This window comes from Pimelobacter sp. 30-1, from assembly GCF_018831735.1.
In the GTDB taxonomy this organism is placed as follows: Bacteria; Actinomycetota; Actinomycetes; order Propionibacteriales; family Nocardioidaceae; genus Nocardioides.
This window is the reverse complement of the sequence record NZ_NHTS01000008.1, coordinates 74,278-96,059: the sequence shown is the minus strand read 5'-3', so window position 1 is coordinate 96,059 and position 21,782 is coordinate 74,278. Positions and strand designations below refer to the sequence as shown.

Annotated in this window: 21 protein-coding genes and 4 tRNA genes; 11 read left to right on the top strand and 14 right to left on the bottom strand. The window is 72.5% G+C overall.

Annotation, left to right across the window (positions count from 1 at the left end; all coding sequences use genetic code 11):
* Positions 1 to 26: 26 nt before the first annotated feature.
* Together CCO04_RS21340 and CCO04_RS21335 are read right to left on the bottom strand one after the other, a co-directional pair.
* A tRNA-Val gene (locus CCO04_RS21340) sits at positions 27 to 98 on the bottom strand.
* Positions 99 to 181: 83 nt separating this feature from the next.
* Positions 182 to 2,017, bottom strand: coding sequence for an NAD(P)/FAD-dependent oxidoreductase (locus tag CCO04_RS21335; RefSeq protein WP_215816191.1), 1,836 nt, complete (start codon positions 2,015 to 2,017; stop codon positions 182 to 184).
* A gap of 93 nt (positions 2,018 to 2,110) precedes the next feature.
* Here CCO04_RS21335 and CCO04_RS21330 point away from each other — a divergent pair, with 93 nt between their 5' ends.
* Positions 2,111 to 3,286: a GAF domain-containing protein gene (locus CCO04_RS21330; RefSeq protein ID WP_215816190.1), complete on the top strand. Its 1,176-nt coding sequence runs from the start codon at positions 2,111 to 2,113 to the stop codon at positions 3,284 to 3,286.
* Here CCO04_RS21330 and CCO04_RS21325 read toward each other — a convergent pair.
* Positions 3,267 to 4,094: an aminotransferase class IV gene (locus CCO04_RS21325; protein WP_215816189.1), complete on the bottom strand. Its 828-nt coding sequence runs from the start codon at positions 4,092 to 4,094 to the stop codon at positions 3,267 to 3,269. The two genes, CCO04_RS21330 and CCO04_RS21325, sit on opposite strands and share 20 nt — an antisense overlap.
* Before the next feature lie 170 nt (positions 4,095 to 4,264).
* On the opposite strand from CCO04_RS21325, the gene CCO04_RS21320 reads away from it, so the two are divergent.
* The 5 genes from CCO04_RS21320 to CCO04_RS21300 all read left to right on the top strand — a co-directional run bounded on the left by CCO04_RS21320 (position 4,265) and on the right by CCO04_RS21300 (position 5,932).
* Positions 4,265 to 4,337 (top strand) — tRNA-Gly (locus CCO04_RS21320).
* A gap of 50 nt (positions 4,338 to 4,387) precedes the next feature.
* A tRNA-Cys gene (locus CCO04_RS21315) sits at positions 4,388 to 4,458 on the top strand.
* 19 nt (positions 4,459 to 4,477) lie between these two features.
* Positions 4,478 to 4,549: transfer RNA gene (locus CCO04_RS21310), tRNA-Val, on the top strand.
* Positions 4,550 to 4,628: 79 nt separating this feature from the next.
* Positions 4,629 to 5,033, top strand: a complete 405-nt coding sequence (locus CCO04_RS21305; protein WP_215816188.1) for a hypothetical protein — start codon at positions 4,629 to 4,631, stop codon at positions 5,031 to 5,033.
* 5 nt (positions 5,034 to 5,038) lie between these two features.
* Positions 5,039 to 5,932, top strand: coding sequence for an arylamine N-acetyltransferase (locus tag CCO04_RS21300; RefSeq protein WP_215816187.1), 894 nt, complete (start codon positions 5,039 to 5,041; stop codon positions 5,930 to 5,932).
* 555 nt (positions 5,933 to 6,487) lie between these two features.
* Here CCO04_RS21300 and CCO04_RS21295 read toward each other — a convergent pair.
* The 5 genes from CCO04_RS21295 to CCO04_RS21275 form a co-directional block, all read right to left on the bottom strand.
* On the bottom strand, positions 6,488 to 6,832 hold the full coding sequence (locus tag CCO04_RS21295; protein ID WP_215816186.1) for a cell wall synthesis protein CwsA: 345 nt from the start codon (positions 6,830 to 6,832) through the stop codon (positions 6,488 to 6,490).
* A gap of 70 nt (positions 6,833 to 6,902) precedes the next feature.
* Entirely contained in the window at positions 6,903 to 7,082 is a 180-nt protein-coding gene (locus tag CCO04_RS21290; RefSeq protein ID WP_141267276.1) for a hypothetical protein, read from the bottom strand.
* 169 nt (positions 7,083 to 7,251) lie between these two features.
* Positions 7,252 to 8,358 carry a TrkA family potassium uptake protein gene (locus tag CCO04_RS21285; protein WP_215816201.1) on the bottom strand — a complete coding sequence of 369 codons (1,107 nt, stop codon included), beginning with the start codon at positions 8,356 to 8,358 and terminating at the stop codon, positions 7,252 to 7,254.
* Between the two features lie 19 nt (positions 8,359 to 8,377).
* Entirely contained in the window at positions 8,378 to 9,334 is a 957-nt protein-coding gene (locus CCO04_RS21280) for a YihY/virulence factor BrkB family protein (RefSeq protein ID WP_215816185.1), read from the bottom strand.
* 41 nt (positions 9,335 to 9,375) lie between these two features.
* Entirely contained in the window at positions 9,376 to 10,773 is a 1,398-nt protein-coding gene (locus CCO04_RS21275; protein ID WP_215816184.1) for a cation:dicarboxylate symporter family transporter, read from the bottom strand.
* 139 nt (positions 10,774 to 10,912) lie between these two features.
* Between CCO04_RS21275 and CCO04_RS21270 the strand changes: the two genes are divergently transcribed.
* Entirely contained in the window at positions 10,913 to 12,508 is a 1,596-nt protein-coding gene (locus CCO04_RS21270; RefSeq protein WP_308281422.1) for a sensor histidine kinase, read from the top strand.
* The gene (locus CCO04_RS21265) at positions 12,505 to 13,197 is read left to right on the top strand and encodes a response regulator (protein WP_215816182.1); all 693 of its coding nucleotides are present in this window, start codon (positions 12,505 to 12,507) and stop codon (positions 13,195 to 13,197) included. The genes CCO04_RS21270 and CCO04_RS21265 overlap by 4 nt, the downstream gene beginning before the upstream one ends.
* Positions 13,198 to 13,214: 17 nt before the next feature.
* On the opposite strand, the gene CCO04_RS21260 is transcribed toward CCO04_RS21265, so the two are convergent.
* Positions 13,215 to 14,666 carry a glycine hydroxymethyltransferase gene (locus CCO04_RS21260; protein ID WP_215816181.1) on the bottom strand — a complete coding sequence of 484 codons (1,452 nt, stop codon included), beginning with the start codon at positions 14,664 to 14,666 and terminating at the stop codon, positions 13,215 to 13,217.
* Positions 14,667 to 15,038: 372 nt separating this feature from the next.
* On the opposite strand from CCO04_RS21260, the gene CCO04_RS21255 reads away from it, so the two are divergent.
* From CCO04_RS21255 to CCO04_RS21245, 3 genes are all read left to right on the top strand, one after another.
* Entirely contained in the window at positions 15,039 to 16,757 is a 1,719-nt protein-coding gene (locus tag CCO04_RS21255; protein ID WP_215816180.1) for a nitrite/sulfite reductase, read from the top strand.
* A gap of 190 nt (positions 16,758 to 16,947) precedes the next feature.
* Positions 16,948 to 17,694: a phosphoadenylyl-sulfate reductase gene (locus CCO04_RS21250; protein WP_215816179.1), complete on the top strand. Its 747-nt coding sequence runs from the start codon at positions 16,948 to 16,950 to the stop codon at positions 17,692 to 17,694.
* Between the two features lie 40 nt (positions 17,695 to 17,734).
* Entirely contained in the window at positions 17,735 to 18,478 is a 744-nt protein-coding gene (locus CCO04_RS21245) for a sirohydrochlorin chelatase (RefSeq protein WP_215816178.1), read from the top strand.
* 7 nt (positions 18,479 to 18,485) lie between these two features.
* Here CCO04_RS21245 and CCO04_RS21240 read toward each other — a convergent pair whose 3' ends face one another.
* Genes CCO04_RS21240 through CCO04_RS21220 form a run of 5 tightly spaced genes read right to left on the bottom strand, consistent with a single transcriptional unit; the run spans position 18,486 to position 21,662 of the window.
* Positions 18,486 to 18,905 (bottom strand): DUF3037 domain-containing protein, encoded by a 420-nt coding sequence (locus tag CCO04_RS21240; RefSeq protein WP_215816177.1) that lies wholly within the window; start codon positions 18,903 to 18,905, stop codon positions 18,486 to 18,488.
* The gene (locus tag CCO04_RS21235; RefSeq protein ID WP_252373697.1) at positions 18,902 to 19,672 is read right to left on the bottom strand and encodes a HipA family kinase; all 771 of its coding nucleotides are present in this window, start codon (positions 19,670 to 19,672) and stop codon (positions 18,902 to 18,904) included. The genes CCO04_RS21240 and CCO04_RS21235 overlap by 4 nt, the downstream gene beginning before the upstream one ends.
* A gap of 13 nt (positions 19,673 to 19,685) precedes the next feature.
* A complete protein-coding gene (locus CCO04_RS21230; protein ID WP_215816175.1) occupies positions 19,686 to 20,543 on the bottom strand; it encodes a PPK2 family polyphosphate kinase in 858 nt (285 codons plus the stop codon).
* Positions 20,544 to 20,578: 35 nt separating this feature from the next.
* Complete coding sequence (locus CCO04_RS21225; protein ID WP_215816174.1) at positions 20,579 to 21,100, bottom strand: phosphoribosyltransferase; 522 nt, start codon at positions 21,098 to 21,100, stop codon at positions 20,579 to 20,581.
* Entirely contained in the window at positions 21,087 to 21,662 is a 576-nt protein-coding gene (locus CCO04_RS21220) for a regulatory protein RecX (protein ID WP_215816173.1), read from the bottom strand. The genes CCO04_RS21225 and CCO04_RS21220 overlap by 14 nt, the downstream gene beginning before the upstream one ends.
* Positions 21,663 to 21,782: the final 120 nt, after the last annotated feature.

Here is a 21,782-nt window from a genome sequence, read left to right as displayed (position 1 = left end):
GCGGGCCAGGGGCCTGGTGTCTCCGGTGGGCGATACTGGGTTCGAACCAGTGACCTCTTCGGTGTGAACGAAGCGCGCTACCACTGCGCCAATCGCCCGGAGCGGAGCCCGAAGGAACCGCGGTCGGAGACTCTAACGCATCTCCGCACCGCGGCTCGCATCGAGGGTGCTCCCGGGCGGCTCAGCCGCGGTGGTGCACCTCCTGCAACCGGTGCACGGGCGTCGCGATGCCGGCGTGACGGGCCTTGAGCTGGAGCGCCAGGTAGAGCGAGTAGTGCCGCGACTGGTGCAGGTTGCCGCCGTGGAACCAGAGGTTCTCCTGCTGGGTCGGCTTCCACATGTTGCGCTGCTCGCCCTCCCACGGACCGGGGTCCTTGGTGGTGTCGGAGCCGAGGCCCCAGACCTTGCCGACCCGGTCGGCGACCTCTTGGCTGATCAGGTCGGCGGCCCAGCCGTTCATCGAGCCGTAGCCGGTCGCGTAGACGACGAGGTCGGCCGGCAGCTCGGTCCCGTCCGCCAGGACGACGGACGTCTCGGTCAGGTGGTCGACCTGACCCTTGGCGAGCTTGACGTCACCGCTCGCGACGAGCTCGGCGGCACCGACGTCGATGTAGTAGCCGGAGCCACGGCGCAGGTACTTCATGAAGAGGCCCGAGCCGTCGTCACCCCAGTCGAGGTCGAAGCCGGCAGCGCTCATCCGGTCGTAGAAGTCCCGGTCGCGCTCGCGCATCCGGTCGTAGAGCGGCACCTGGAACTCGTGCATGATCCGGTAGGGCAGCGAGGCGAAGACGAGGTCCGCCTTCTCGGTGGTCATCCCCGCCTCGACGGCGCGCTCCGAGTAGAGGTCGCCGAGGCCGATGTCCATCAGGGTGTCGCTCTTGACGATGTGGGTGGACGAGCGCTGGACCATCGTGACGTCGGCGCCGGACTCCCACAGCGCGCCGCAGATGTCGAAGGCCGAGTTGTTGCTGCCGACGACCACGACGCGCTTGCCGGCGTACGCGTCGGGGCCGGGGTGCTGCGAGGAGTGGTGCTGCTCGCCCTGGAAGACGTCCGCGCCCGGTACGACGGGGATGTTGGGCTTGCCGGACATGCCGGTCGCCATCACCAGGTGCGCCGGCTTGAGCACGAGCGGCTTGCCCTCGCGCTCGAGGTGCACGGTCCACTCGCCGCTCGCCTCGTCGTAGGCGGCGCCGGTCGCGACCGTGCTCGACCAGTAGGGCACCTCCATCACCCGGGTGTAGAACTCCAGCCAGTCGCCGACCTTGTCCTTGGGCGCGAAGACCGGCCAGTTGTCCGGGAACTTCAGGTACGGCAGGTGGTCGTACCAGACCGGGTCGTGCAGGCACAGCGACTTGTAGCGGTTGCGCCACTGGTCGCCGGGGCGCGGGTGCTTGTCGATCACCAGCGCCGGTACGCCGAGCTGGCGCAGCCGCGCGCCGAGCGCGATGCCGCCCTGGCCGCCGCCGACGACGAGCACGTAGGGCTGCACGTCGACACCGAGCGCGGCCTCCTCGGCCTCGCGCTTCTCCAGCCAGGTGACCCGCTCCTTGGTCGCGCCGTGCTCGGCACCCATCGGGCGGCGTACGCCGCGCGGCTCCTCGTGCCCGGTGAGCTCGAAGAGCGTGGTCAGGAAGGTCCAGGCCTTCGGGCCGTCCTCGTCGACGATCCGGACCAGCCCGCGGCCGCGGCCGACGGAGGTCTCGAACTCGAACCAGGCGGTGGTGACGCCGTCCGCGGTGTCGGCCGGCTCGGTGAGCCGGAAGCCGCGGGGGTCGACCCGGTCGAGCGTGCTGGTGAGCAGGTCGGCGACGCCGTCGGGGTTCTCGACCGTGGTCAGGTTCCAGGTGAAGGCGATCAGGTCGCGCCAGAAGCTGGTCGCGGCGAACAGGCCGGCGGCGCGGTCGACGTCGCGGGCGGTCAGGGCGTCCTCGAACGCGGCGAACCACGCGGTCGCCGGGTCGGGGGCTTCGGTGGTGGCGGCCGCGGTGACGGGCCGGTCGTCGAGCTGGGTCATGCCGAGAAGTCGACCGCCGCGGGCCCCCTCCCCGGAACCGTTGCACGTTGTTGCATGTGGCCCCGGTCACATCGCGCCACCTACTGTGGGGACATGGCCACGCACGACCTCGCGCTGCGGGCCCGCGACCTGGTCCGGATCCACGACGCGGTGCTCTCCGGCACCGCGCCGCCCGAGCGGCCGCGGGCCGTCGTGGCGCGCTCGTGGAGTCGGGTCCTGGGGCTCGGCATCGACCCCGACGGGCGCAACGGCCGCGACCCGCTGACGCCGGCGGACGTCGACGAGCGCCGTCGTACGTCGCGGCTGGCGCTGGTGATCGACGAGATCCGCGAGCTGCTGCTCTCGGCCGCCGACGCCTCGAACTACCTCGTCGTGGTGACCGACGCCGACGGCATCGTGCTGTGGCGCAGCGGCTCGCCGCGGGTCCGCCGCCAGGCCGACGGCCTGGGCTTCACCGAGGGCGCGCTGTGGACCGAGGGCGCCGTCGGGACCAACGCGATCGGCACCGCGCTCGAGGAGGCCGCGCCGGTCCAGCTGTTCTCGGCCGAGCACTTCGAGAACGCCCAGGTGCCCTGGTACTGCACGGCCTCCCCCATCCACGACCCCATCGACGGCTCGCTGCTCGGCATCGTCGACGTCAGCGGCCCGGCGCTCACCCTGCACCCGGCGATCGAGGCGCTGGTGACGGCGTCGGTGCGGCTCGCCGAGGCCCGGCTGTGGCGCCACCACGACGAGCGCCTCGAGCAGCTTCGCCGGACGGCGGAGCCGCTGCTGTCCGGCGCCAACGGTCCCCTGCTCGTGGTCGATGACCACGGCTGGGTCGCCGCCCACCAGGGCGTCGCGGTGCGCGACCGGGTCGAGGCGCCGCAGCCCGACCGGGCGCTCGCCGTACCGGGGCTGGGGGTGTGCCTGCCCGAGCGGCTGCGCGGCGGTTGGCTGATCCGGCCCTCCGCCTCAGGCCCCGTCCTGACCGCCGTGCTCCACCTGGACGCCGGCCCCGCGACGCTCGAGGTCCGCGGCGACGACTCCCCCTGGCGCGTGGCGCTCACCCCGCGCCACGCCGAGCTGCTCACCGCGATCGCCGAGGCCGGACCGGCCGGGATGACCGCCGGCCAGCTCAGCCGGCGGCTCTACGGCGACGCCGAGCACCAGGTGACCGTGCGGGCCGAGATCTCCCGGATGCGGCGCGTGCTCGGCGCCCTCCTCGCGACGAACCCCTACCGGCTCGGCGAGGGCGTCGCGCTCACCATCAGCGATCGAACCCGATGAGCCCGGGCTCGCGCTCGCGCCACACGGCGGCCGCAGCGCGGGTCACCGGCCCCGGCGCGGGCAGGTCGCGGTCGTCCCACCGGTGCACGCCCTGGACGTCGCGCGTGGTCGAGGCCAGGAAGATCTCGTCGGCGCCCGCCGCGACCTCGATCGGCTCGTCGACCTCCCGCGCCCCGAACCACTCGACGACCAGCGCCCGGGTCACCCCGGCGAGGCAGCCACTGGCCAGCGTCGGTGTGCGCACCTCGCCGTCGATGACGTAGAAGACGTTGGTGCCGGTCCCCTCGCACAGGTGCCCGGCGAGGTTCGCGAAGACCGCCTCGGTCGCGCCGGCCCGCTGCGCCGCGGCGAGCGCGACCACGTTCTCGGCGTACGACGTCGTCTTGAGCCCGGCCAGCGCCGCCCGCTCGTTGCGCGGCCAGGGCACGGTGATCACCGATGTCGTCTCGGGCGCCGCGGCCATCGGGCTCGCCACCACGATCACCGTCAGCGGGTCGGTCCCCCGGCCGCTGCCCAGCGGGGCGTTGCCCCCGGTGACCGTGATCCGGAGCCGGCCCAGGGGCAGGTGCTCCTCGGCGAGCACGGCGCCGACGCCGCGTCGTACGTCGTCGAGGTGGAGGCCCACCAGGCCCAACCCCTCGGCCGACCGCTCCAGCCGGTCGAGGTGGCGCTGCAGCGCGAACGGCTGCCCGTCGACCACCTTGACCGCCTCGAAGACGGCGTCCCCCACGGTCAGCCCATGGTCGGTCACCGGCACCGCCGGAGCCGTCGGGTCGGAGAGGAGCCGGCCGTTGATCCACGCACGCATGGGACCAGCCTAGGAGGGCCGCCGAGAGCCCCGATCGAGGCCCGTTCCGGCACCCCCGACACCCCCGCGACATCCCGAAGGCACCCCCCGTTTTGGCACGCACCTGGGGATCGGCTAATGTTCTCAACCGCACCGCAGAGCGGTCCGAAAGGGCCTCGAAGCAGTGCGATGCGGACGTAGCTCAGTTGGTAGAGCGCAACCTTGCCAAGGTTGAGGTCGCGAGTTCGAGCCTCGTCGTCCGCTCGGAGTGGTCAGACCCACTGCCTGACCAGGCCAGTGTGTAGGGCCACCGCGGTGGGTTGGCCGAGAGGCGAGGCAACGGACTGCAAATCCGTGTACACGGGTTCAAATCCCGTACCCACCTCGAAAGTACAACTCCACAAGGGCGATTGGCGCAGCGGTAGCGCGCTTCCTTGACACGGAAGAGGTCACTGGTTCAAACCCAGTATCGCCCACAGAAGACCAGCCCCGGACCAGCGGAAACGCGGTTCGGGGCTGTTTCGCATTTCAGCCGTCCCCCTAGGCTCCGTAGACATGCGATCCCGGCTCGACCTTGCGCAGGCGCTCCTGGAGGGCGCGTCGACCGCGGCGTGGATCGCCGTCCCCGACTACGCCGCCACCAAGGGACGCCGTCGTACCGCCAAGGCGGTGATCCTCGCGGCGACGGTCGCGGGCGCCGTCGTCACCGAGTCGCTGCGCCCCGAGGAACCGTCCCCCGAGGACCAGCCGCCCGAGGAGGCCGTCCCGGCCTCGCCGGGCCGCAGGTCACTCGTCGTCTCGGCAGCGCTCCTCGCCGCGAGCAGTCCGTTCCTCTTCAACCGCGGGGTCGACCGCGGAGCCGCCTGGCTGCACCGGCGCGGCGTCCAGCGACCGCGGACCGTCATCGGCCTGGCGGCCGGGACCGTGACGGCCCTGGGCAGCCTCACCACCGATCGCTGACGCCCATGTCCCTCGCGCCGCTCGACCACGACGTCCGGCAGGCCTACCTCGCCCGGCTCGGCGTCGAGCCCGAGCCACCGTCGCCCGGCGCGCTGCGCCGGCTCGTGCAGGCCCACGCCGAGCGGGTGCCGTACGAGACCCTGTGGATCCAGGCGGGTGAGGGCTGGGGCATCGATCCGCACGACGCGGCGGCGCGCATCGCGCACCAGCAGCGGGGCGGCTACTGCTACCACCTCAACGGCGCGCTGGGCCTGCTCCTCACCTCCCTCGGGTACGACGTCCGCGCCCACGTCGGTGGCGTGCACGGCCCCGAGGGGCCGAGCGCCGCCGTCCGCGGCAACCACCTGGTGCTCACGGTCGCGGGGCTCCCGGACGAGGCTGCCCCCGACGGCACCTGGTACGTCGACGCGGGCCTCGGCGACGCCCTGCACTCCCCCGTCCCCCTGGTCGCCGGCGCCGTCACGCAGCCGCCCTTCGCGATGACCCTCGAGCAGACCGGCGCCGGCACCGAGGCCGCCGGGTGGCACCTGGTCCACGACTCCTTCGGCGGCTTCACCGGCATGTCCTGGACCGACGCCCTCGCGAGCACGGCGGACTTCGAGGCCCAGCACCAGCGGCTCTCGACGTCCCCGGAGTCCGGGTTCGTCCGGGTCGCGATGGCCGAGCGCCGCGACGCCACCGGCGTCGACGTCGTGCGCGGGCTGGTGCTGAGCCGGATCGAGACGGGGAGCCGGAGCGACGAGCAGGTCACCGACCGCGCCGCGTGGTTCGGGCTGCTCGCCGAGCGCTTCGCCCTCCCCCTGCGCGAGCTGGCCCCTGAGGGCCGCGACCGGCTGTGGGGGCACGTCCTCGCCGCGCACCGGCGCTGGGAGCAGCAGCAGGCCGCCCCGCGCCCCTGAGGGGCCCCACGCAGACGTCCGCCCCACCGCGGGCGCGCTTTCCCGCGATGGGGCGGACACCCGGACGTCTCCGGGTATGCCAGGTGCCGGTCGCTTCCGCGCAGCACCCGGCCATGGTCAGGCGGAGTGGGGACGCCTCACCATGCACGGCCCGGGACGCGCCTCAGGCGCGGGGCCGAGATCGGGGTGGGTTGGGGGGTGGTGCGGTCCGGGGACCGCGTGGGGGGACCGCCGTGCGGCGAGGGCCGCAGCAAGGGCATACGCAGACCCCCATGGTCGTCGGTAGCGCGATGCGGGCCGCCCGAGTCTCGACCTGCGTCCTTCGGTCCAGCGTAGGCCGACGGGCACGTCGCTTGTCACCCTTTCCGCCAATGCTTTACCCGCTGGTCCGGACCGGCCGGAAATGGCGCGCGCCCCGTCCGGTCGAGACCGGGCGGGGCGCCGCCGCGCCCGGCGAGTGTGGGGTCCGTCGGGCGCGTGTGGTTGGGGAACCGCTGGCGAGGTTAGTAGGTCCGGGTGGTCCGCCGTGGCGAAATGGCGGAGATCATCCCGGGATCACCCCGGCTGTCCCCCGGGCTCCGGCGAGGCGGGCGGTTCGGTCGCCCGCGGGTACGTCGTGGCGCGCGGCTCGTGCTGCGGAGCCGGCACCTGGGAGCGGCGGATCGCGACGAAGACCGCCGCGCCGACGGCGCCCAGGCCGGCGAGCAGCAGGAGCTTGCGGCGGCGGCCGTGACCGTGGCTGGGCAGGTGGTCGGTGACGGCGTCGGGCAGCCGGTCGACGACCGGCTCGGGGATGCGGTCGGCCAGCGCGTGCGCGGCGGACTCGATGGTGGGCGACACGGCGTCGACGAGGTCCCTCAGCTCGTCGGCCACGTGCTGCGCGGTGCTCGTGCGGGGCATGGTGCTCCTCCTCGGATCGGGTTCGGCACCGCAGTACCCGATCGCCGCGGGGCCAACCCGGAGGGGACCTCTAGCCGCGGGGGCGGACGACGTCCGAGGAGCACTCGTGGCAGCGGACCCGCAGCTCGCCGCGCTCGGGCGGCTCCCCCAGCCGGCGCCGGTGCCAGCGCGACTGCTCGGTACGCCGGAAGCACCGTGGGCACCAGTCGTGGCGCACCCATGGTCCGTACAGTCCGAAGTCCTTCCCCATGTCCGCAACCCTGCCGGACCAGACGTCGGATGTCGCGCCGCGGCACCCGCGCCCTGGCGTGTCGCGACCAGGTCTGCACGATCGTCGCGGACCGGACTAGTCCGACCGGACCAGGCGCCGTGTCCAACGTCCCGGTCGGTCCCGGGGAGGGTCCCGGGAGAGCCGGGGATCAGTCCTCGTCGGCGGCGAAGTCCTCGTTGTGGGTGCCGGGGCGGGGCGCCCAGGGCAGCTCCTTCGCCGGCCGTACGACGACCAGCCGGTCGCCGCGCGCCAGCAGGGTCACCACGGGGTCGAAGTACCGGTAGACCTTGTCGTCGCGGACCACGGCGATGACCTGGTCGGGCAGCGACTGGGGCGGGCGGCCGACCTCGTTGACGAGGAGCTCGCGCTCGGCGACCTCGAGGCCCTCGCCGTAGGTCAGCAGGTCCTCCATCACGCTGCCGAGCGTCGGCGAGAGCGTGGACAGGCCCAGGAGCCGGCCGACGGCGTCGGAGGAGGTGATCACCGAGTCGGCGCCGGACTGGCGCATCAGCGGGGCGTTCTCCTGCTCGCTGACGGCGGCCACGATCCAGGCGTCGGGGTTGAGCTGGCGCACGGTGAGCGCGGCGAGCACGTTGGAGTCGTCGCGGCCGGTCGTGATGATGACCTGGTCGGCCTCCGCGACCCCGGCCCGGGTCAGCACCCCGCGGCGGGTGGCGTCGCCGGTGACCACGGCGAGCTGGTCGGCGTGGGCGTCGGCGAGCGCGACCGGGCTCGGGTCGACGACGACCACCTGCTCCCGGTTGAGGCCGTTGTTGACGAGGGTCTCGACCGCGCTGCGGCCCTTGGTCCCGTAGCCGATCACGACGACGTGGTGTCCCATGTTCTTCCTCCAGCGGGTGATCCGGAACATCTCGCGGCCCCGTTGGGCGAGCACCTCGAGGGTGGTGCCGATCAACAGCACCAGGAACGCGATGCGGGCGGGGGTGATGATGAAGGCGTTGACCAGGCGGGCGCCGTCGCTGACGGGCGTCACGTCGCCGTAGCCGGTCGTGCTCAGCGTGACCGTCGTGTAGTAGATCGCGTCGACGAGGGTGATCTCGCCGTTGGGGCTGGCCTCGGTGGCGACGTCGCCGCCGTCGCGGTAGCCGTGCCGGTCGAGGTAGACGAGCAGCACGGTGCCCACCAGGATGCCCAGCGCCATCAGCAGGCGGCGTCCCAGCTGCCACCACGGCGAGCGGGCTCGCTCGGGCAGGGCGACCTGTCCCGCCGAGCGGGTCTCCGCCGGTCGCGTCATGTCTGCCACGGCGGCGAACCTACTCCACCGGAGCCGGGTTGCGGCGCAGCAGGCGGCTCATCAGCTCGCGTCGCGCCCGCTGGGTGGTCTCCTGGGGGAAGACCTCGTCGAAGGCGGCGTTGACGCCCGCGCCGATGAGCACCGCCAGCGCGGCGATGTAGAGCCAGACCAGGATGGCGATCGGCGCGGCCAGCGGCCCGTAGATCGAGTGCGAGTCCTGGGCGGTCACGGTGAGCACCCAGCGCAGGAGGTACGAGCCGAGCACCCAGCTCACCAGCGAGAACGTCGCGCCCGGCAGGTTGAAGCTCCAGCCGGTCCGTACCGGCACCGACACGTGGTAGAGCGTGGCCAGGAAGCAGATGCAGATCACCACGACCAGCGGCCAGTAGAAGGTCATCAGGAACTCGGCCCGGTTGGGCAGCCAGGTGCGGACGAGCTTGGGGCCGGCGACCACCAGCGGCAGCGTGATCGCGCCCGTGATGACGGCCATGATGTAGAGCAGGAACGACAGCGCCCGGGTCTTCACGATCCCCCGGTGCCCGCCGAGCCCGTGCATGATCGTGATGGTGTCGACGAAGACGTTGAGCGCCCGCGAGCCCGACCACAAGGCGAGCACGAAGCCCAGCGAGATCACGTCGAAGCGGCCGCCGTCGAGCACGTCGTTCATGGTCGGCTTGATGACGTTGTTGACGGCCGTGTCGGTGAGGAAGCGGGAGAACAGCTCGAGCACCGCACGTCGTACCTCGTCGACCTGGGCGGCGGTGAAGTGCTCGGTGACGTAGCCGACGCCGCCGGCGAGCGCGAAGATCAGCGGCGGCACGGAGACGACGGCGAAGAACGCGCCCTCGGCGGCGAGGCCGGTGACGCGGTACTTGAGGCAGGAGCGGACCGTCGTGACGATGAGCCGCCACAACAGGTGGGCGGCGCGACGGGGCCACGACGTGCCCGGGTCACCGGTCCCGGGAGCGTCTGCCATGGGCAGCACGCTATCCGTAGGGACCGGTGACCCGGGGAACCTCAGCGTGAGGCGCCGCTCACCGCGAGCTCGGGCTCGGCTCCGGGTCCGGCGTCGGCGGACTCCGGTCCGGCCTCCTCGGTCCCGGCGTGCTCGTCGACCATCGTCGTCTCGTCGAACGGCTCCGCGCCGGACAGGACCCGGTCGAGGCGGTCGCGGTCGAGGCTGCCGGTCCAGTGGCCGACCAGGACGGTGCCCACGGCGTTGCCGGCGAAGTTGGTCAGCGCGCGGGCCTCGGACATGAACCGGTCGATGCCGACGATGAGGCCGACGCCGTCGACCAGCTCGGGCCGGTGCGACTGGAGACCGCCGGCCAGGACGGCCATGCCGGAGCCGGTGACGCCGGCGGCGCCCTTGGCGGCGATCATCATGAACAGCAGCAGCGAGATCTGCTCACCGATGGCGAGCGGGCTGCCGACCGCCTCGGCGATGAAGATCGAGGCCATGGTCAGGTAGATGGCGGTGCCGTCGAGGTTGAACGAGTACCCGGTCGGTACGACGACGCCCACGGTCGTCTTGTCCACACCGGCGTGCTCCAGCTTGGCGATCACCCGCGGCAGCGCCGACTCCGACGAGGACGTCGCCAGGATGAGCAGGAACTCGCGGCCGAGGTAGCGCAGCAGCGCGAAGATGTTGATGCCCGTCGCCAGCTTGAGCAACAGGCCGAGCACGACCACCACGAACAGCAGGCACGTGATGTAGAAGCCGATCATCAGCACGGCGAGGCTCTTGAGCGCGTCGACCCCGCCCTGCCCGGTGACCGCGGCCATCGCGCCGAACGCACCGACCGGGGCGGCCCACATGATCATGGCGAGCAGGCGGAACACGAGACGCTGGAGGTGCCCGACGACGGTGAGCACCGGCGTACCGAGCGTGCCCATCCGCTGGAGCGCGAAGCCCACGAGCAGCGCCACGAACAGCGTCTGCAGCACGCTGCCGCTGGTGAACGCGCTGAAGAGCGAGGTCGGGATGATCCCCAGCAGGAACGCCGTCGTGTCCGCGTGTCCCTCGGCCGCCTTGGCCTGGGCGGTCGCGGCCGCCTGCTCGGTGATGTGCAGGCCGTCGCCGGGGTGGAGCAGGTTGCCGACCACCATGCCGATGGTCAGCGCGACCGTCGACATCACCATGAAGTAGACGAGCGCCATGCCGCCGACCCGGCCGACCTTGGCCGCGCTGGCGACGGAGCCGACGCCGAGGACGATCGTGCAGAAGATGATCGGCTGGATCATCATCTTGATCAGGTTCACGAAGCCCTCGCCGAGCGGCTTCAGCTCGACGGCGAAGCCCGGGAAGAGCAGGCCGGTGGCGATGCCGAGCAGCACCGCGCCGATCACCGCGAGGTACAGGTAGTGCGTGCGGCTGGCGCGCTGGGCGGCGTCCGCTGTGCTGGTGGTGCCCATGGTTCCTCCTGGTCCGGGCTGGGGTTCTCCGCAACTGTGCGACCGGAGGTGACGACCGTCACCGTTGTGTTCGTTGAGTTCGTGACCGGCGCCACAACGGCTCCCCCGCTCCGGCGGTGCCGTGGGCGACAATGAGGAGGTGCGCCTGCCTCGTCAGTTCCGCGACGCCCCGGTCGCCCGGCAGGTGCTGCTCCTCCAGGTCGGGCTGGTGCTGCTGCTCGTGGTGACCGGCATCCTCATGGCGTCGTACGACGCGCGCCGCGACTCGCGCAGCCGGGCGACCCAGCGCGCCGTGGCCGTGGCGCAGACGGTCGCGGACTCCCCCACCGTCCGGTCCGCGCTGCGCTCGGGCGACCCGACGTCGTCCCTGCAGCCCTGGACCGAGGAGGTCCGCCGCGACACCGACACCGACTTCGTCGTCGTGATGGGGCTCGACCGGACCCGCTTCACGCACACCGACCCGAGCCTGATCGGCGGCAAGTTCGTCGGCGACCTCGGCGACGCACCCCAGGGAGGCGTGTTCACCCAGCAGTACACCGGCTCGCTCGGGCCGTCGGTGCGCACCGTCGTCCCGGTGCGCGACGGCGGGAAGGTCGTCGCGCTCGTCTCGGTCGGCATCCGGGTCAGCGACATCGACCGGGGACTGCGCCGCGACGTCACCGTGATCGGCCTGGTCGGCGGCGCGCTCCTGGTCGTCGCGCTCGCCGGTGCGTGGCTGGTGGGGCGCCGGGTGCACCGGGTCACCCACGGCATGGGCGAGGACGAGCTGGCCCGAATGTACGAGTACTACTCCGCGGTGCTCCACTCGGTGCGCGAGGGCCTGCTGCTCCTCGACGGCGCCGGGCGGGTGCAGCTGGTCAACGACGAGGCGCGCCGGCTGCTCGCCCTCCCCGAGGATGTCGTCGGCACCGCGATCGAGGACCTCGGGCTCGCACCCGGACTGGTCGCCGCCGCCCGCGGGCGCACGGCGGAGTCCGACGACCTCTACCTGGCCGGCGAGCGGATCCTCGTCGTCTCCTCGGCGCCCGCGCGCTGGGAGGGACGCGACGTCGGCTCCGTGGTCACCCTGCGCGACCACACCGAGCTGCGGTCGGTGACCGGCGAGCTCGAGGTGGTCCGCCGGCTCACCGAGTCCCTGCGCTCGCAGAACCACGAGTCGGCCAACCGGCTGCACACGGTGGTGTCCCTGATCGAGATGGGCCGGCCCGACGACGCGGTCGCCTTCGCCACCGACGAGCTCCACGTCGCGCAGCTGCTCACCGACCGGGTGGTCGGCGCGGTCGACGACCCGGTCGTCGCGGCGCTGCTGCTCGGCAAGTCCGCCGAGGCCGCCGAGCGCGGCATCGACCTGCGGATCACCGGTGAGCTGCCCCCCGGCAGCGGGATCGCGCCCCGCGACCTCGTCACGGTGCTCGGCAACCTCGTCGACAACGCCTTCGACGCCGTCGCGGCCGCCGAGCCGCGCCGGGTCGACGTCCGGCTCTCCGGCGACGAGGACGGGTCCGGCCTCGCCGTCCGGGTCGGCGACAGCGGTCCCGGCCTCGACGAGACGGCGACCGCGCGGGTCCTCGACCGGGGCTGGACGACGAAGGCCGCACCCGGCACCGGCCGCGGCCTCGGCCTGGCGCTCGTGGGCCAGGTCGCCCGCCGCCACGGCGGCGAGGTCACCATCGGCCGCTCGCAGCTCGGCGGCGCGGAGTTCACCGTGACCCTGCGGACCGAGGCCGGGCGATGACCGTCCGGGTGCTCGTCGTCGAGGACGAGGCACTGGCCGCCGAGGCCCACGTGTCGTACGTCGACCGGGTCGGCGGGTTCGCCCTGGCCGGCGTCGCCCGCTCGGCGCGCGAGGCGGCCCGGGCGCTCGACAGCGCGCGCGAGGAGGGCGCACCGATCGACCTGGTGCTGCTCGACCTCAACCTGCCCGACGGGCACGGCCTCGGCCTGCTCGCCGGGCTGCGCAGCGCGGGTCACCACTGCGACGTGATCGCGGTGACCGCGGCACGCGACACCCAGGTCGTGCGCCAGGCGGTGGGCCAGGGCGTCGCCCTCTACCTGCTCAAGCCGTTCACGTTCGCGAGCTTCCGCGCCAAGCTCGAGCAGTACGCCGACTACCGCGCCCAGCTCGCGGCGGCTCCCGCCGAGGTGGTCCAGGACGAGGTGGACCGGCTGCTCGGCTCGCTGCGCCCCACCGCGGCCGGGCCGCTGCCCAAGGGGATGAGCGCCGAGACGCTGCGCGCGGTCACCGCCGCGCTGCGCGAGTCCTCCGCCGACCTGTCGGCCTCGGAGGTCGCCGAGGCGATCGGGAGCTCGCGGGTCACCGCGCGGCGCTACCTGGAGCACCTCGCCGACCAGGGCCTGGCCGACCGCCGGGCCCGCTATCGCGGGGTCGGCGGCCGGCCGGAGGTGGCCTACACCTGGCGCTGAGCGCCGGGTGCGGAGGCTCAGGCCAGGTCGAGACCCGGGTAGAGCGGGTGCTTGTCGAGCAGCTCGGCCGAGGCCGCCCGGACCTTGTCGGCCACGCCGTCGCCCAGCACGTAGGACGCCTTCGACGGCGCGCCCGCGGACGTCGTCCCGGCCTGGGTGTTCTGCAGGACCTCGACGATGAGGTCGGCGACCACGTCGAACTCGGCCGCACCGAAGCCGCGGCTGGTCAGCGCCGGCGTGCCGACCCGGATGCCGGAGGTGTACCAGGCGCCGTTGGGGTCGGCCGGGACCGAGTTGCGGTTGGTGACCACGCCGGCGTCGAGCAGCGCCGACTCGGCCTGGCGACCGGTCAGCCCGAAGGACGACACGTCGAGCAGCACGATGTGGTTGTCGGTGCCGTCGGTGACGAGCTTGGTGCCGCGCTTCATCAGGCCCTCGGCCAGCGACTTCGCGTTGTCGGCGATGTTCTGGGCGTAGGTCTGGAACTCGGGGGTGCGCGCCTCGGCGAACGCGACGGCCTTGGCGGCCATCACGTGCGAGAGCGGGCCGCCGAGGACCATCGGGCAGCCGCGGTCGACGCTGGGGGCGTACTCCTCGGTGGCGAGGATGAAGCCGCCGCGCGGGCCGCGCAGCGACTTGTGCGAGGTCGAGGTGACCACGTGGGCGTGCGGGACCGGGTCCTCGTCGCCGGTGAACACCTTGCCGGCGACCAGGCCGGCGAAGTGGGCCATGTCGACCATGAGGGTCGCGCCGACCTCGTCGGCGATCTCGCGCATCTTGGCGAAGTTCACCCGGCGCGGGTACGCCGAGTAGCCGGCGACCAGGATGAGCGGCTTGAACTCCTTGGCCTTGGCCCGCAGCGCGTCGTAGTCGACCAGCCCGGTGGCCGGGTCAGTGCCGTACTGGTTCTGGTGGAACATCTTGCCGCTGATGTTGGGGCGGAAGCCGTGGGTCAGGTGACCGCCCGCGTCGAGGCTCATGCCGAGCAGGCGCTGGTTGCCGAGCGCGCCGCGCAGCTTCTCCCAGTCGGCCTCGGAGAGGTCGTTCATGTTCTTGACCCCGGCGTCCTCGAGCCAGGGACCCTCGACGCGGTGCGCCAGGATCGCCCAGTACGCCGTCAGGTTGGCGTCGATGCCCGAGTGCGGCTGGACGTAGGCGTACTCGGCGCCGAACAGCTCGCGCGCGTGCTCGGCGGCCAGCGACTCGACGGTGTCGACGTTCTGACAGCCGGCGTAGAAGCGGTGCCCGACGGTGCCCTCGGCGTACTTGTCGCTGAACCAGGTGCCCATGGTGAGGAGCACCGCGGGCGAGGCGTAGTTCTCGCTCGCGATCAGCTTGAGCGACGCCCGCTGGTCGGCGAGCTCCTGGCGGGTGGCGTCGGCGATGCGAGGCTCGACGGAGGCGATGACCTCGAGGGCCTGGTTGTAGGCGCTGCTGACGAGGCCGCCGTTGAGGGAGTTGTCGCTCATGGCGCACAGCGTAGTGCCGCGCGCGGGCCGCGTTCGCGGGGCCGGGTCCCCTGTCCCGGCTGGCGTCGTGAGAGGCGCTGCCTGGTGTGACATGCGTCGCAGGTCCCGCGGGAACGGGCGGTCCCGGCGAGCCTTCTGCTCGCATTTTGAGACGGCCGTCCGCATCATGAGATTCACAGTTGTGGACCACGCGTCCGAGGGATGAGACTCATTGACATGGTCACTGCTGCCACTCATGCGCACCTCGTGGTTCGACGCCACGTGGACTTCGGGCGCACGCGCAGCATGATGTGTTGGCCCCGCTGATCACGCCGACGCCTCCCTCTCGACCGCGCGACTCCCGCGCCCCTCAGCGAAGGACCTCCTCTCCGCATGCCTGACCTGCGCTTCCAGTCCCAGCCTCCGCGCCACACCGAGGTGCCCCGCCCTCGCCGCGCCGAGGGTCAGTGGGCGTTCGGCTACACCGAGCCGCTGAACAAGAACGAGCAGTCCAAGAAGGACGACGACCCGCTCAACGTCCGCGACCGGATCCTCTACACCTACTCCAAGCGCGGCTTCGACTCCATCGACCCCGCCGACCTGCGCGGCCGCTTCCGCTGGATGGGTCTCTACACCCAGCGCAAGCCCGGCATCGACGGCGGCCGGACCGGCTCGATGGAGGAGGAGGAGCTGGACGACCGCTACTTCATGATGCGGGTCCGCTCCGACGGCAAGCTGCTCTCCGCCGCCGCGGTGCGCACGCTCGGCCAGATCGGCGTCGACTTCGCGCGCGACACCGCCGACGTCACCGACCGCGAGAACATCCAGTACCACTGGATCGAGATCGAGAGCGTCCCGGAGATCTGGGAGCGGCTCGAGGCCGTCGGCCTGCACTCGCTGGAGGCCTGCGGCGACTCGCCCCGTCCCTTCCTCGGCTCGCCGGTCGCCGGCGTGGCCAAGGACGAGATCATCGACGGCACCTCCGCGCTGGAGGAGATCGAGCGCCGGTTCATCGGCAACAAGGACTTCTCGAACTTCCCCCGCAAGTTCAAGACCGCGCTGACCGGTCACCCGAGCCAGGACGTCTCCCCCGAGACCAACGACGTCTCCTTCGTCGGCACCGTGCACCCCGAGCACGGCCCCGGCTTCGACGTCTGGGTCGGCGGCGGTCTGTCGACCAACCCGATGCTCGCCCAGAAGCTCGGCGTGTGGATCCCGCTCGACGAGGTCCCCGACGTGTGGTCCGGCGTGGCCGGCATCTTCCGCGACTACGGCTACCGCCGACTGCGCTCGCGGGCCCGGCTGAAGTTCCTCGTCGCCGACTGGGGCGTGGAGAAGTTCCGCGAGGTCCTCGAGAACGAGTACCTCGGCAAGAAGCTCGAGACCCTCGCCTCCCCCGGCTCGCCGGTCGGCCACCGCGACCACATCGGCGTGCACGAGCAGAAGGACGGCAAGTTCTACGTCGGCATCGCGCCGACCGCCGGCCGGATCTCCGGGACGCTGCTGGTCCAGCTCGCCGACCTGATCGACGAGTACGGCATCGCGGGAGCCCGCCTCACGCCGTACCAGAAGCTGGTGCTGATCGGCGTCGACGGCGAGGTCCTCGACGCGCTGCTCGACCGTCTCGACGAGATCGGCCTCAGCGCCCGTCCCTCCGCCTGGCGGCGCAACACGATGGCCTGCACCGGCATCGAGTTCTGCAAGCTCGCGATCGTCGACACCAAGAACCGCGCCAGCGACCTGGTCGACGAGCTCGAGCGCCGCTTCCCCGAGCTCGACACGCCCATCACGATCAACGTCAACGGCTGCCCCAACGCCTGCGCCCGGACCCAGGTCGCCGACTTCGGCCTCAAGGGCCAGCTCGTCGTCGACGAGGACGGCGAGCAGGTCGAGGGCTTCCAGGTGCACCTGGGCGGTGCGATCGGCCTGCGCGCCAACTTCGGCCGCAAGCTGCGCGCGCACAAGGTGACCAGCAAGGGCCTCGACGACTACGTCTCCACCGTGGTGCGCAACTACCTCGCCGACCGCACCGAGGGCGAGGCGTTCGACGCCTGGGTCCACCGTGCCGACGAGGAGCTGCTGCGCGGCGAGAAGGCGCTGGAGTCCGTCTGATGTCCGAGGAGTCGGTGTCGTCGCGGGCGGTTCCGTACCACTGCCCCTACTGCGGCGAGACCGACCTCTGGCCGCACGAGCCGACCGGCTGGGAATGCCGGGGCTGCCGACGGGCCTTCAAGGTGGAGCTGCTCGGTCTCATCGACCGCTCGGCGCCCGCCACCCGTACCCACGAAGAAGGAGGTGCCTCATGACCACCGCCACCACGCGTGCGGCTCGCGAGTTCCGCGGGTCGCACACCGCCGGCCGGTCGCCCGAGGAGCTCCGCGAGATCGTCTCCCACTGGGGAGCCGAGCTCGAGCTCGCCCCTGCCGAGGTCATCATCGAGTGGGCCGCCGCCACCTTCGGCGACCGGTTCTGCATCACCTCCTCGATGGGGGACGCCGTCCTGGCGCACCTCGCGGCCAAGGTCGTGCCCGGTGTCGACGTCGTCTTCCTCGACACCGGCTACCACTTCGTCGAGACGATCGGCACCCGCGACGCCGTCGCGGCCACGATGAACGTCAACCTCATCTCGATCACCCCCGTGCAGACGGTCGCCGAGCAGGACGCCGAGCACGGCCCCGAGCTCTACAAGCGCGACCCCGACCTGTGCTGCGCGCTGCGCAAGGTCAAGCCGCTGGCCGAGTCCCTCTCCGGGTACGACGCCTGGGCGACCGGACTGCGCCGCGCGGAGACGCACAACCGGGTGATCGCTCCGGTGATCGGCTGGGACGCCAAGAAGCAGAAGGTCAAGGTGTCCCCGATCGCCCGCTGGAGCGACGAGCAGATCGAGCGCTACATCGCCGAGAACGGCGTGCTCGTCAACCCGCTCGTCTACGACGGCTACCCGTCGATCGGCTGCGCACCGTGCACCCGGCGGGTCGCTCCCGGTGAGGACCCGCGCAGCGGGCGCTGGGCCGGGACGAACAAGACCGAGTGCGGGATCCACTCATGACCGGATCTCCCGCACCCATCGAGGAAAGGGGGCACCGACGATGACCGCTCCGGCACTCATCGCTCTGGCCCACGGCAGCCGAGACCCCCGCTCGGCCGCCACCGTCAGTGCTCTGGTCGACGCGACGAAGGCGTTGCGTCCCGACCTGCGCATCGAGAAGGCGTTCCTCGACCTCGCCAAGCCCGGCTTCCACACCGTCGTGGACCGGCTGGTGAAGGCCGGGTACGACGAGATCGTCGTCGTCCCGCTGCTGCTGGTCGAGGCGTTCCACGCACGGGTCGACGTACCCGAGGCGATCGCCGAGGCCACCACGCGCCACCCCGGCCTCCAGATCCGCGCGACCGAGGTGCTCGGCCTGGAGCCGCGCTTCCTCGAGGTGCTCGACGAGCGCCTGCGCGAGGCCCTGAGCGGCGCCCGGGTCCGCGAGCTCGACGCCCTCGTCCTGGCCGCGGCCGGTACGTCGGACCCGCTCGCCAACCAGGCAGTTGCCCGGCTCGCCCGGCTGTGGGGCACCCACCACAAGCTGCCCGTCACGGCGGCGTACGCCACGAGCGCTCCCCCGGCCACCGGCGAGGCCGTCCGCGCCTTCCGCGCCGAGGGACGCCGGCACATCGCCGTGGCCTCGCTCTTCCTCGCCCCGGGCAACCTGGTCGACCGGGCCACCGAGCTCGCCCTGGAGGCCGGCGCCGTCGCCGTCTCCGAGCCGCTCGGCGCGCACCCGGAGATCGCCCGGACGATCCTCGCCCGCTACGCCGTCGGCGCGGTCGAGCTCGTCCCGGTCTGAGCCTGCCTCACAGGACGAGCGCCTCGAGCAGGTGCTCCAGCGTCCGGGCCGGGTCCGCGGTCACGCCACCGTGGACCGGCCCCGGCTGGACCACTGTGCTCTTCGGCGCCTTGAGGAAGCCGAAGCGCGTGCTCGCGTCGTCCTTCTGGGCGCGCGAGCCGTAGGCCGTCGCGCGCTCGCCGACCCCGAAGCCGGCATGCGCCTCGCCGCTGCACACCTTCGCGATCGCCGCGAGCGCCGCCTCGACGCCCACCACGTCGGCGTCGCCCTGCAGCGCCCGGATCCGGTCGGCGTCGACCGACGAGCGCACGCCGAGGTAGTCCGCGGCCGGGCAGTAGAGCACCACGCCCACGTTGACGAACTCCTCGCGCTCCACGCGGGGCACGCAGCGCAGGGTCACGTACTGGTAGGGCTGGTAGGCCGTCACGAGGCCATCTCCGGAGCCGGGAGCCACGCCCGGCCACCGTCGCGGCGCGCGGCGAGGAAGGCGACGTACCGCTCGCGCAGCGCGTCCGGCGTCTCCGCCCCCGGCACCGGCTCGAGCCAGTCGTCGCACACGTCGGCCAGCACCTCGGCCAGCGCGGCATCGCTGACGCGCGCCGCGAGGTCGGCGTCCTGGGCCACCGCCGAGGCCGCGAACGCGCGCAGCACGTGCTCCGAGGCGTCGTACGCCTGGGCGGCGAAGCGCGCCGGGTCGCCCGGCCCACCCGACCACGAGTGGTGGAAGTACAGCGACGCCCCGTGGTCGATCGCCTGGAGCGTCCCGCGCCACACGAGCAGGTTGGGGTTGCGCCAGCTGCGGTCGACGTTCGCGGTGAACGCGTCGAGCCACAGCACGCGTCCGGCCAGGTCGGGGTCCGGCGTGCTCGTCGGGTCGTAGCCGAACGAGCCCGGCAGGAAGTCGATCCCGAGGTTGAGGCCGGTGCTGGCGTTGATCAGGTCCTGCACCTCCTCGTCGGCCTCGTAGCGCGCGATCTCCGGGTCGAGGTCGAGCACCACCTGGTCGGGCGTCGGGATGTCGAGCAGCCGCGCGACCCCCGCGACCACCACCTCGGCGACCAGCACCCGGGCGCCCTGACCTGCGCCGCGGAACTTGCAGACGTACGTGCCGAGGTCCTCCGCCTCGACCACGCCCGGCAGGCTGCCGCCCTCGCGCAGCGGGGTGACGTACCGGGTGACCTTGACCTGCTCCATGCTCACCGACGGCTCACAGGGGCTTCTCGTCGAGCAGCCGCTGCTTCTCGTGCGCGACGTCGAAGTCCGCCGCCGGCCAGCCGAGGTCGAAGGAGCGCAGCGCGTCGTGCAACAGCGTCCCGATCGCGAGGTTGCGGTACCACTTCTTGTCGGCCGGGACGACGTGCCACGGCGCCACCGCGGTGTTGGTCCGCTCCAGCGCGATCCGGTAGGCGTCCTGGTAGGCCGGCCACAGCTCGCGCTCGTCGACGTCGCCCGGGTTGTACTTCCAGTACTTCGTCTCGTCGTCGAGCCGCGCGAGCAGCCGCTCCTTCTGCTCCTGCGGCGAGATGTGGAGCATGCACTTGATGATCGTCGTGCCCTCGCTCGCGAGCTCGGCCTCCCACGCGTTGATCGCGTCGTAGCGGCGCTCGATCTCGTCCTTGGGCGCCAGCTCGCGCACCCGCGCGATGAGGACGTCCTCGTAGTGGGAGCGGTCGAAGACCCCGACCATCCCCACCTCGGGCAGCGCCTTGGTGATCCGCCACAGGAAGTCGTGCGCCAGCTCCTCGCGGGTAGGCGCCTTGAACGAGGTGATCCGCACGCCCTGCGGGTCGACCAGGCCGACCGTCGAGCGCAGCGTCCCGCCCTTGCCGGAGGTGTCCATCCCCTGCAGCACCAGCAGCAGGTTGCGCCGCCCGCCGCTGCGCCCCTCGGCGAACAGCCGCTCCTGGAGGTCGCCGAGCGCCGGCGCCAGCGCCAGCAGCGCCGCCTCGCCGGCCTTCTTGTCGCCGTCGAAGCCGGGCGCCGCGTTGGTGTCGATCGCGGCCAGGTCGACCGGACCGGCCGGGAGGCGGAGGGACTGCGTGAGGTCCGACAGGGGGAAGCTCATGGAGCGACCCTAGAGCACCACCGGGCGCGGATCGATCAGTGCGCCTGGCCGCCGCGGCGGTCGACCAGCGGCGGCGTCGAGGACCACGGGAAGTCGATCCAGCCCTCGGTCCGGCGCCAGACGTACTCGGGCCGGATCACCGTCCACGGCTTCTCGTAGATCACCGCGGTCCGCGCCTCGGCCACGTGGTCGACGAAGAAGTCGCGGACCACCTCGAGCGTCTTGCCGGTGTCGGCCACGTCGTCGGCGATGAGCACCTTCATGCCGGTCAGGTCGATCGCGGCCGGCGTCGGCGGCAGCATCATCGGCACGTCGAGGCGCTCGTTGACGCCGGTGTAGAACTCGACGTTGACCGCCGAGAGGTTCTTGACGTCCAGGGCGTAGCCCAGACCCATCGCCAGGCCGAGCCCGCCGCGGGCGATGGCGAGGACGATGTCCGGCTCGAAGCCGTCGTCGACGACCTGCTGGGCCAGGTCCCGGACGGCGGTGCCGAAGAGGTCGTAGGTCAGGATCTCGCGCTCGGGGGCCGGCGTCGGCTCGGCGTCAGTCGTCGTCACCGGACCATTCTGCACCGGCCGCCGCGCCGAGCTCACTCCGCACGACCGCGTGGGCCAGCCCGGCGCCGTAGCCCTTGCGGGCGAGCATGCCCACCAACCGACGGGCCGCCACCTGCTCCTCGAGCCCGCGCATGGTGCGCAGCTTCTTGCGGACGAGGGCTCGCGCTGCCTCCTCCTCGGCCCCCGGCTCGACCTCGTCGAGCACCTCACGGGCCGTCTCGTCGGCGATCCCCTTGCGCCGCAGCTCGACGGCGAGTGCCGTCCGGGCCAGGCCACGGCTGCGCCGCCGCCCCTCGACCCAGGCCCGCGCGAACGCCTCGTCGTCGACCAGCCCGACCTCCTCGAACCGGTCGAGCAGCCGGCTCGCGACCTCTTCGGGCACCTTGCGCCGCGCCAGCCGGTCCTCGAGCTCGCGGCGGCTGCGCGCCTTGATGCTGAGCTGGTCGAGCAGGATCTTGCGGGCCACGGACTCCGGATCGGCGTCCTCGGTCCAGCCGGGCTCGTCCTCGTCGGGCGGCTCGGCGGTGCGGTCGATGGCGGTGCGGGGGCGGAAGGAGCTCATCGGGTCACCGTCCGGTCGGGCTCGGGCGTCGGGCGTCAGGTCGGGCGTCAGGCGTCAGGTCGGGCGTCAGGCGGGCGTCAGGCGGGGGCTGGTGCTGGGCGGCGGGGTCCCCGCTCCGCC